Below are 8106 nucleotides of genomic sequence, written 5' to 3'. Positions count from 1 at the left end.
GAAATGTACGGCGCTGTCGAGACACGAAACCCTCCAGAAAGTGGCTTGAAATGGTGTCCACCAAAAATAGGTGGACACCATGCCGTTATCTGGAAGAAGCGGGGAGATGGGTTCGGCGGACGGTTACGTTATTCTTGCCATAGATCGAGAGCAGCCGCTCCACCTCGGCAATTATGATAGGTATGTCGGCCGCAGCAGCCTGATCCGTCTTGGCGTCGACAAAAACCCTACGCTCAAGACCGTAGAAGAATAGGAACACGTAGCCGATGTTGGCATGCGGAGCCTTTCGACCACTGGATAGCCATTGCAAGTATGCGCGGCGGGCCTCAGGAGAGATGCTGTCGTAACTGGGCCAGTAAGAGGTGAGACGCTCAGATATATCGACGATGCCCCGTGCGACCTTCAGTTTGGGGTTGATCAGTGACGGTTCCGAAGGTCCATTGCGCCTGTTTTTATCTTCGCCGACGTAGATCAGACCAATTGGGATATTTTCGCCCGCCACTTCGATGGTTTCGCCAGCAGAAAGCCACCGGACGTTGGCACTATTCAGGTTCGCCGGCGCGCTCGGAATTCGGTGGGAAGGCCGCTCAGTGGCCTCCAAAGTTACGGTAAAAAAGCCAGAGTCGTCTCGCTTTGCCGAAACCTGCCGGGGCGACGCCGAGACTTGCGCAGGAGCAGAGGGCTCACTTAGTGGCGAGACCTCATCCAATGAAAACGTCAGGCCGGTGCTCATGCCGAGGTCCGAGGAACTTGAACGAGTTCCCCCTTGAGGTGGCCGCATAGTTGTTGCCGAAGACATGACTGACGGTTTGCTGAAGGCCTTTCTTACTAGCCACCCGCCTATGCCGACAATGAGTGCTCCGCCCAAGAAAACCCAAACACCCTTGGGAACGGAAGCTAGCCCCCCAATCACTAGGGCACACAGAACTATCGCTCCAGATACACCAGACTTGCTGCTGCGCTTACGCTTCCCTGCCATCGCTTCGACTCCCTATACAAGCATGCTGGCCATTTAGCAGTATCGGCAATTCGGGTGCATCAGCCAATACCTCGCACCAAGCTACGTGTTGAATCTCTTTATGACGTTATCCAGATGTGTTCCGTATGCACTGGTGAAAAGGCGGCTCGATGCGAGCCGGGCGACCACGGGGTAGAATTGATGAGCAGGCACAGCGCTGTCCGCCCTACTACGTCGGTTGCCTCGCGCTGAGCAGTAACTGCGCTAACCGTGCCAGATTACGCGCATCGTCGATGGCCCTGTGATGCTCACCCTCCCAGGAAAGGCCTATGCTTTCCACTGCATACTTCAGTCCTAGCGCACGGCAAGCGAAAATCTTCCAAAAGCACTTCTTTAGATTGATATGACGCGCCGGATCCAGCAATACATCTACCCCTGCTCTGAAAGCGTCCTCCTTCAGCTGGTTTAGGTCGTAATCGCCCCAAGAGCACCAGCGCCAGCCTTCTGTATTTCGCGGCTTCAACCAGTCACCAAGCTGCTCTTGTACCTCCGCGAAACGCTTTGCAGTATCGACGTCAGATTGAGATATGCCGGTCAGCCCCGTGCAAAACTCAGTCAGCGTGGGGCGAAGTAGCGGCCGGACAAACTGTCCGAAATGATCGACAATCCTGTACTCCGACTGAACATCCAACAGCGCGATGCCAATATCGATCGTCTCCATCTCGTCGCGCTGGACCTTCAATACGTGAGCGTTCCGGGCCGCCTCGTTTAGGCCGGCAGGGTAGTCATCGCAAGTCGCTTCCAGATCCACGCAAAGTAACCAGCGACTTTCTCCAAGTTGTTGACGAAGCGCATCAAGCTGCCCCCAACGCTTTACCTGCATGACACCCCGCCCTTCTTTTCCTCAGAGGATATAAACTTACGAGCATCAGCACGGACCGTGGGCTCAGCTTTATAGTACTGACACGAGAAAAGGATCACTGTTTCGTTACCGGGGTTGCGTGTATGCCTTTTGCCCTCTGTGCCAACAGCCAATCCAGTGACAGGCGCCCGTCTTCTTTGAAAGTCACAATAACGTACAAGCTGCCCGTGGCGGTAAACAGCGCCCAAAACCCGCCTTGCTCATGAGCTTTCAGTACATCGGAGGTCCGAACCCGGTGACCGTCCTGGAACCTACCATACACATCCGCCCGCACGTGACGATGAACCACGCCGATACAACAGCCTGCGATTAAATAAGCGTCCGTGAGATACGCCGTAACTTCCCTACCAAAAGATATATCCATTGCTCGCGACAACGCGTCAGATACATCACGTGCTTGGTCGATACTTCGTTTAGTTGAACTCATCACGTCAGCACCCAAATTCGGATCAAAACTCGTTGCCTCCCCCCACTAACGGCTAGCTGTCCAACCAATAATCGTCTCGAGCAATACGCCCAAACTTGTAGTCTTCATGCTGCGGGGCGTCGCCAAACAAATGATGTATGCGTCGCTCCTGTCGCAAATACGCCAAGGTCATGAAGAAGCAGGTTTCACACATCCGTACGCGATAACGCTCACCGTCATGTCGCGCGCCGTATCCCCAGTGCGCTTGCAGCACACCGAACTGTTCGCCGTACCCAGGCACTCGCATGGAGGTACCACAGACGTCGCAAGGCACATCGGGGTGTCGGTTGTCTGGTACGTCCATGCCCGCCAATATCTGACTACGCATCAAAAAATCTTCAACACAGTAGTGAGCTCGGCGCTTTTGCGAGCCCCTGGGCCAGCAAGCACATATCGCGTATTGCGCGTTCTGAAAATGCACCCATCGGCAAACTCAATCAGTTGTGTTGTACGCACCCAGTCACCCTCTTGGAAACGGTTGGCACTGTCGTACAACACGCGGCCGGCATACACCATCGCGGGCTGTTGCCCGGACGCCTGTAACGTTTCTCGTATCGCGTCAGGCACGATGAGATCGATCCAGATCCAGTCACGCACAACACAGAAAGGCACCTCGTCATGCAACGCAGCCGCTGAACCACGCGCGCACGCCTCTGCTAACGACATCTCGATACCAGGCATTACCTCACCCGGGGCGTATAACAAATGAGATACTTTCTTTAAATCGTCCATACCGTCTCTCTATCTGAGCCATAGATGTCTAGAGGCAGAATCTGGGCAAAACGTCCCTACCTTGACAAACCTACCAAGTATGAAAAGCTTGTTTCCCAATGAGCGTCAGTTCTGACTTTTAATATATGGCCTGAGTCTAAAAGGCGAGCAGCGCAACCCCATCAACCTCCATTATTAAACTAAGTACTTTATTCATCGATGCAAGCCTATGGCGTCGCCCCACTACGCTCAGTATTGGACAAAAAACAGCAACCTGAAACCAATGCAATAAAATAATCCAGCTCCAGCGACGGCTCGTCAAGCACTTTTAGAAAAGAAAAAAGCCAACCACTGACCATCGGTATTTGTAATACGTATATATTGACAAGGATTGCCAGAACACATGCACCAGAAGAGAAAGAAGATAATCCTTATCGGACTTACCCTGGGCGCGGCCAATGACTATTTGAGATCAAGACATATCTCCACGGACGATGCGAGGCTGATCCAACCGGCTCGGAGTCGTCTTTTCGAATTTTGAAATTTCGCACCGTTGGTAATCACCACAAGCGAGGCGCGTCTGTGACGCGGAAGGGTACCGCGACTCCTCGCGACTGCTTAAATTGCAAACGAAAGCGGATGATCTGAGTAATTTGTAGCGAGGGGCAGGTTCGAGAAAGTCTGCGTACGCTGAGATCTGCTTACTAACACCTAGCTACCTATCTAGTGCACGCATGAAGCGCGTCACGCGTCGAGCTGAACGGCGGGGCCACAAAATAATGGAAATTATGGCTCAGCAATAATTATGGCTGAGCCATAATTCCATATAACCGCAGCGTCACGGAAAAACCGCAATTATTTACAGCCTGCAATTGACCATGACAGCTGCCCCTCCAACGAGGGGATAGACTAAGTGGGTTAGCTAACTCGGGGCTGTGGAGATGATCGAGGATCGCGCCAATGAGCTGTTCATCAGCGCCGCTAGCATCTGGGAAATCGGCCAAAACGCGATGGGCAAAGCCAGCTTTCAGTTCGATTCAGGAGTACTAAGAAGGTCTCTTCTGGACGGCGACTACAAGGAGCTGTCCGTGACCAGCCGACACGCCATTACGGCTGCGGCCTCGCCTCTCCTTCACAGCGCCCATTTGATCGGATGCTCATCGGACAAGCAGCTTCGGAAGGCTTCATCCTAGTAACCAATAATCATGCTACAGCGAAGTATTCGGGGCCAATCAAGCACGTCGGTTGAATGCGCCAGCCTTCATACCCTGTCGTAACGGGATGTCTAATGACCATACAAGCCGTCATTTTTGATGCTTTCGGGACACTGATAAAGATTCAAGATGGGTCGCATCCGTACCGACAGTTGATGAAGATCGGAAAGGCGCATGGGCGGCGCCCCCGCCCGGACGACGCGTCTTTCCTGATGAAATCTGCGATAACGTTGACGCAAGCCGCAGCGCATTTGGGGATCACTGCAAGCCCTGAACAATTGAGCACTCTGGAAACTGTCCTGGCAGAAGAGATCGCAGCCGTTGAGGCATATCCTGACGGGCTCGAAGCGGTGAAACTGCTCCAAGAGCAAGGCATTCGAATCGGTGTTTGCTCGAATTTGGCTTTCCCGTACCGGCAAGCCGTCCTGCGTTGCTACCCCATGCTAGACGCATATGCGTTTAGCTGTGATTTAGGCGTAATGAAGCCCGAACCCACCATCTACAGTTGGATTTGCGATCAGCTTGGGGCGTCCCCGACCGCATCGTGGATGATCGGTGACTCCCAACGTTGCGACCGAGATGGGCCAACGGCAGTAGGCATCCGAGGCTTTTTTGTTGACCGAAACAGCACCAACGGTGACTGCCCTGAATTGGTTACGTTCGCTCGTAAGGTATTGGCAACCGCGCGTTGAGCGAGCGATGTCAGCCCCATCCATTTTCGCACCTCGCGATTGAAACCTGGAATCACACCAGGCAATCCTGCTCCATGAACCTCGAACCGCAGTCAAAATAAGACCGTAAATTGAGTTGAGGTGATTATGATCGGGTGCCAACGGGAACACCTTAGAAACCCAAGGCGCCTCCCTAGATCATTGGTAACTTCAAACTCAGGAGCGTTTGGCTTCAACGCAGCCTAAACCCAACCGACTGCGGGCAGCTCTACTCGCCAACGCACGCAAAGCCACTCTCACAGATAGGTGAATGCGATGCTTGACAAGGCTCGAAAGGTTCATATACTCGCGCTCACTGTGAGCAATCCAACAAATCAAGGTTTCTTGCATAATGCGCTGAAGCCTTGATTTGGCCGGGATATTGAAGTTTGGGATTCAAATCCCCCCGGCTCCACCATCACAAGCGCAGAGCCCCGTACTCCGGGGCTTTGTGCTGTCTGAGCCTGTCGTTTTTGGCAGGTGTGACATCGAGTAGTCACATCCACGTGGGGCATCAGCAGGTGCCCAGGATGAAACTCATTGTGCGCTTCGATTCGATCCCGGTAGAGCTTCGCGCATGAGCGTGCGCAACGACTACGGGCCATATTGCAGGCGGCAACCGGGAACAACCTCCGTCGTGCTCAATGAGCAGTCCGACACGCCCCCATAGGGGGGCGTCGGTACTGGCATCAGAAGATGTAGTCGGTGGTCAGGAAGCTCGAATGGCGGCCCTGGATGATCTCGCTGAACAGCGCCTTGTTGGCTTCCCGATCACGCGTGGCGACCAGGGTGCGGATGGAGAACACGCGCAGCGCATCGTGCACCGACAGGGTGCCTTCGGCCGAGTTCTTGCGCCCGTTGAACGGGTAGCGGTCCGGGCCGCGCTGGCACTGGGTATTGACGTTGATGCGGCCGACCTGGTTGGCGAAGGCGTCGATCAACCGGCCGATCTGCAGCGGGTCGTTGCCGAACAGGCTGAGTTGCTGGCCGTAGTCCGAGCGCAGGACGTAGTCGATCACTTCAGCGAGGTCGTCATACGGCACCACCGGAATCAGCGGGCCGAACTGCTCTTCATGGTACAGGCGCATGTCCGCGCTGACCGGGCTGAGTAGCGCCGGGTAGAAGAAGGTTTCGCGCTGGCCGCCACCGCCCGGGTTGATCACCTGTGCGCCTTTTGCCAAGGCGTCCTGCAGCAGGCCGTTGAGGTAGTCCACCTTGCCCGGCTCCGGCAACGGCGTCAGGGCCACGCCCTCTTCCCATGGCATGCCGGGCTTGAGTGCCGCCAGCCGGGCGCTGAAGCGATCGAGGAACGGCTGCAGGACATCGCGCTGGACGAACAGAATCTTCAGTGCGGTGCAGCGCTGGCCGTTGAACGACAGGGCGCCGGTCACGGCCTCTTCCACGGCGTTGTCCAGGTCCACCTGGGGCAGCACGATGCCGGGGTTCTTCGCATCCAGGCCGAGCACCGCGCGCAGGCGGTGCGGGCGCGGGTGGAGCTTCTTCAGGTCGCTGGCACCCTTGTTGGTGCCGATGAAGGCGAACACGTCCACCTTGCCGCTGGCCATCAGCGCGCTGACGGTATCGCGGCCCTTGCCGTAGATGACGTTGATGACGCCGGGCGGGAAGCTGTCGCGAAAGGCTTCGAGCAGCGGACGGATCAGCAGCACGCCGAACTTGGCCGGCTTGAACACTACCGTGTTGCCCATGATCAGCGCCGGGATCAGGGTGGTGAAGGTTTCGTTGAGCGGGTAGTTGTAGGGGCCCATGCACAGCGCCACGCCCAGCGGCGCGCGGCGGATCTGGCCGAGGGTGCCCTGCTCCAGCTCGAAGCGGCTGGAACGGCGGTCGAGCTCTTTCAGCTCGTCGATGGTGTCGACGATGTAGTCGCAGGTGCGGTCGAATTCCTTCTCGGCATCCTTGAGGCTCTTGCCGATTTCCCACATCAGCAGGCGCACCACGGCGTCGCGCTGCTGGCGCATGCGCAGCAGGAAGCTTTCCACATGGCGGATGCGCTCGGCCACGCGCAGGGTCGGCCAGGCGCCCTGGCCGTTGTCATAGGCCCGCACGGCGGCATCCAGCGCCGCCAGGGCGGCTTCGGCGTCCATCAGCGGGGCACTGCCGAGGATCACCTGCTCGGTGTGGCCATCGCCGTGGGTCAGGCAGATCGGGCTGCGCACACTGGCCAGCGGGCCTTCCCAGCGATGCAGTTGGCCATCGAGCAGGTACTCGCGCTGTTCGATCGGAATGTCCAGCCGGTACTGCTCGGGAATCCGGGCTGCACTGGGAAAGAGATTGTTCAATGCGTTCTCTGAGCTCATGGTTCCGGTCCTTTCGGTCGCTGCGAATAGGGGGGCGCCGCCAGCGGCGCCGGGTCCGACTGGCTCACGCCAGCAGTTGCAAGGCCTCGGAACCGGCCTGGGTGATGCGCTGCCAGTCACCGCTGCGCACCCAGGCATCCTCCAGCATCCACGACCCGCCGACGCACATCACGTTGGGCTGCTGCATGTAGTTCCGCAGGTTGCCCGGGTTGAGACCGCCGGTGGGGCAGAAACGCACGGTGCCGAATGGGCCGCGGAACGCCTTGAGCGCGGCGATGCCGCCGGCCAGTTCAGCGGGGAACAGCTTGAAACGGCGGTAGCCCAGAGCGTAGCCGAGCATGATTTCCGAGGCGCTGCTGACGCCGGGCAGCAGCGGTACCGGGCATTCGATACCGGCTTCGAGCAGGGCCTGGGTACAACCCGGTGTAACGATGAACTCGGCGCCGGCGGCCACCGCATCGGCCAGCATGCTTTCATCGAGCACCGTGCCGGCGCCCACGCACAGTTCCGGTCGCGCCTTGCGCAACTCGGCGATGGCCTGCAGGCCGAGGTCCGAGCGCAGGGTGACTTCCAGGGTGCGCAGGCCACCGGCGGCGAGGGCATCGGCCAGCGGCAGGATGTCCGCTTCGCGTTCGATCCTGATCACCGGGAGGATGCGTGCCGCCGCGCACAGGCTGTCGATGCGCGCGATCTTGCTGGCCATGTCCGGCAGTGGTGCGGAGGTCGCCTCGTGGCGTTGCGGGTCGTTCATCGGTTCTATCCTCGGGGGCCGTGGCCCCTGACTGGGGGTTGGGAAAGGCGGAGACC

At 57.5% G+C, this 8106-nt stretch carries 8 protein-coding genes; 2 read left to right on the top strand and 6 right to left on the bottom strand.

Annotation, left to right across the window (positions count from 1 at the left end; genetic code table 11):
• Positions 1 to 85 precede the first annotated feature (85 nt).
• The 4 genes from CXK94_RS14330 to CXK94_RS14310 form a co-directional block, all read right to left on the bottom strand.
• A complete protein-coding gene (locus CXK94_RS14330; protein WP_336436020.1) occupies positions 86 to 979 on the bottom strand; it encodes a TerB N-terminal domain-containing protein in 894 nt (297 codons plus the stop codon).
• A 208-nt stretch (positions 980 to 1187) separates the two neighbouring features.
• Positions 1188 to 1841 carry a 3'-5' exonuclease gene (locus CXK94_RS14325; protein ID WP_102894850.1) on the bottom strand — a complete coding sequence of 218 codons (654 nt, stop codon included), beginning with the start codon at positions 1839 to 1841 and terminating at the stop codon, positions 1188 to 1190.
• A gap of 518 nt (positions 1842 to 2359) precedes the next feature.
• Positions 2360 to 2674 (bottom strand): hypothetical protein, encoded by a 315-nt coding sequence (locus tag CXK94_RS22650; RefSeq protein ID WP_057380855.1) that lies wholly within the window; start codon positions 2672 to 2674, stop codon positions 2360 to 2362.
• Positions 2674 to 3078 carry a DUF6957 family protein gene (locus CXK94_RS14310; protein ID WP_017246334.1) on the bottom strand — a complete coding sequence of 135 codons (405 nt, stop codon included), beginning with the start codon at positions 3076 to 3078 and terminating at the stop codon, positions 2674 to 2676. Before CXK94_RS14310 ends, CXK94_RS22650 begins: the two co-directional genes overlap by 1 nt.
• A 920-nt stretch (positions 3079 to 3998) precedes the next feature.
• Here CXK94_RS14310 and CXK94_RS14305 point away from each other — a divergent pair.
• Positions 3999 to 4250: a hypothetical protein gene (locus tag CXK94_RS14305; protein WP_026006656.1), complete on the top strand. Its 252-nt coding sequence runs from the start codon at positions 3999 to 4001 to the stop codon at positions 4248 to 4250.
• Positions 4251 to 4345: 95 nt separating this feature from the next.
• Positions 4346 to 4963 carry an HAD family hydrolase gene (locus tag CXK94_RS14300; RefSeq protein WP_019407037.1) on the top strand — a complete coding sequence of 206 codons (618 nt, stop codon included), beginning with the start codon at positions 4346 to 4348 and terminating at the stop codon, positions 4961 to 4963.
• Positions 4964 to 5670: 707 nt separating this feature from the next.
• On the opposite strand, the gene CXK94_RS14295 is transcribed toward CXK94_RS14300, so the two are convergent.
• Positions 5671 to 7299, bottom strand: coding sequence for an NADP-dependent glyceraldehyde-3-phosphate dehydrogenase (locus CXK94_RS14295; RefSeq protein ID WP_102894848.1), 1629 nt, complete (start codon positions 7297 to 7299; stop codon positions 5671 to 5673).
• 64 nt (positions 7300 to 7363) lie between these two features.
• The gene (locus tag CXK94_RS14290) at positions 7364 to 8050 is read right to left on the bottom strand and encodes a bifunctional 4-hydroxy-2-oxoglutarate aldolase/2-dehydro-3-deoxy-phosphogluconate aldolase (protein ID WP_423835243.1); all 687 of its coding nucleotides are present in this window, start codon (positions 8048 to 8050) and stop codon (positions 7364 to 7366) included.
• Between the last annotated feature and the right edge of the window lie 56 nt (positions 8051 to 8106).

The organism is Stutzerimonas stutzeri (genome assembly GCF_002890915.1).
Classification (GTDB): domain Bacteria; phylum Pseudomonadota; class Gammaproteobacteria; order Pseudomonadales; family Pseudomonadaceae; genus Stutzerimonas; species Stutzerimonas stutzeri_AF.
Note: the sequence above shows the minus strand (reverse complement) of the source record. Positions and strands in the feature narration are given on the sequence as shown.